The sequence below is a fragment of the Bradyrhizobium sp. CFUWI genome, assembly GCF_056429085.1.
In genome coordinates this window covers 1-408 of the sequence record NZ_JBWJZE010000271.1, presented here as the reverse complement: position 1 = coordinate 408, position 408 = coordinate 1, and the positions used below count along the sequence as shown (strand labels likewise).

Genomic DNA, 408 nt, shown 5'->3' with positions numbered 1-408 from the left:
GCGTTCTGGAAGGACGTCAGGTAAGCTCGCCGCCATCCCCCGCATCGCGCCGCCTTCGTGCGGCGCATTTCGCTTTCCGGAGTGGACGCGCGAGCGCCCACTCTTTTTGATTTTTAGGAGCTTCCCACCATGATGGTGCTTTATTCGGGTACGACCTGTCCCTTCTCCCATCGCTGCCGCTTCGTCCTGTTCGAAAAAGGCATGGATTTCGAGATCCGCGATGTGGACCTGTACAACAAGCCCGAAGACATCAGCGTGATGAACCCCTACGGCCAGGTGCCCATCCTGGTCGAGCGCGACCTCATCCTGTACGAGTCGAACATCATCAACGAGTACATCGACGAGCGCTTCCCGCACCCCCAGCTGATGCCTGGCGACCCGGTCGACCGCGCCCGCGTGCGCCTGTTC

At 60.8% G+C, this 408-nt stretch carries 1 protein-coding gene; it reads left to right on the top strand.

Annotated elements, in window-relative coordinates:
* Positions 1–129: 129 nt before the first annotated feature.
* A partial coding sequence (locus AC066S_RS39760; protein WP_478272055.1) for a glutathione S-transferase N-terminal domain-containing protein occupies positions 130–408 on the top strand: 279 nt, incomplete at its 3' end.